1 protein-coding gene is annotated in these 851 nt (G+C 65.0%); it reads left to right on the forward strand.

Features of this window, described 5'->3' with window-relative positions:
• Positions 1-851, forward strand: an 851-nt coding sequence (locus tag ACK41V_RS23550) for a UvrB domain 3-containing protein (RefSeq protein WP_409786109.1), incomplete at both ends; no start/stop codon positions are given.

Here is an 851-nt window from a genome sequence, read left to right on the forward strand (position 1 = left end):
TCGAGGACGGGGCGACGGTGCCGATCTACTACGAAAGCCGCCTCGCCAGGATCGAACTGCCCGAGGAGGAAAAGCCCAAGGTCGATGCCGAGATCGAGGAACTGACCGAGGACGAAGCCGTCAGCGAACAGGAACGGCTGAAGCGGAAGTGGTCAAAGGTCGAGGCGCTTGTCGGGGCCGAGAAGCGGCTGCGCATGGTGGCCGAGGACCTCGTCGTCCATTTCGAGGCGCGCGTGCAGGCGATGGACGGCAAGGCCATGGTGGTCTGCATGAGCCGCCGCATCTGCGTGGACCTCTACAACCAGATCGTCGCCCTGCGGCCCGACTGGCATGCCGACGACGACAATGCCGGGCTGGTGAAGATTGTGATGACTGGGTCAGCCTCGGACCCGGAAGCCTGGCAGCCCCACATCGGAAGTAAGGCCCGACGCGACCTGCTGGCCAAGCGCGCCAAGGACCCGAAGGACCCGCTTAAGCTGGTGATCGTGCGCGACATGTGGCTGACCGGCTTCGACGCGCCGTCCATGCACACGATGTATATCGACAAGCCGATGCGCGGCCACGCGCTGATGCAGGCCATCGCCCGGGTCAATCGGGTGTTCCGTGACAAGCCCGCCGGGCTGATCGTCGATTACATCGGCATCGCCCAAAACCTGAAATCAGCGCTAGGCCAGTATTCCGCGGCGGATCAGCGCCAAGCCGGGATCGATGAGGCCGAGGCGGTTGCGGCGCTTCTGGAACGGCTGGACGTGGTCCGGGCGATGTTCCACGGCTTCGACTACCGGCTTGGGATCACCGGCACACCGCACGACCGTCTGGTCACCCTCGCGGCGGCGCTGGAATGGATCCTC

The sequence above is a fragment of the Acidovorax sp. genome (assembly GCF_046291265.1).
Classification (GTDB): Bacteria; Pseudomonadota; Gammaproteobacteria; order Burkholderiales; family Burkholderiaceae_C; genus Acidovorax.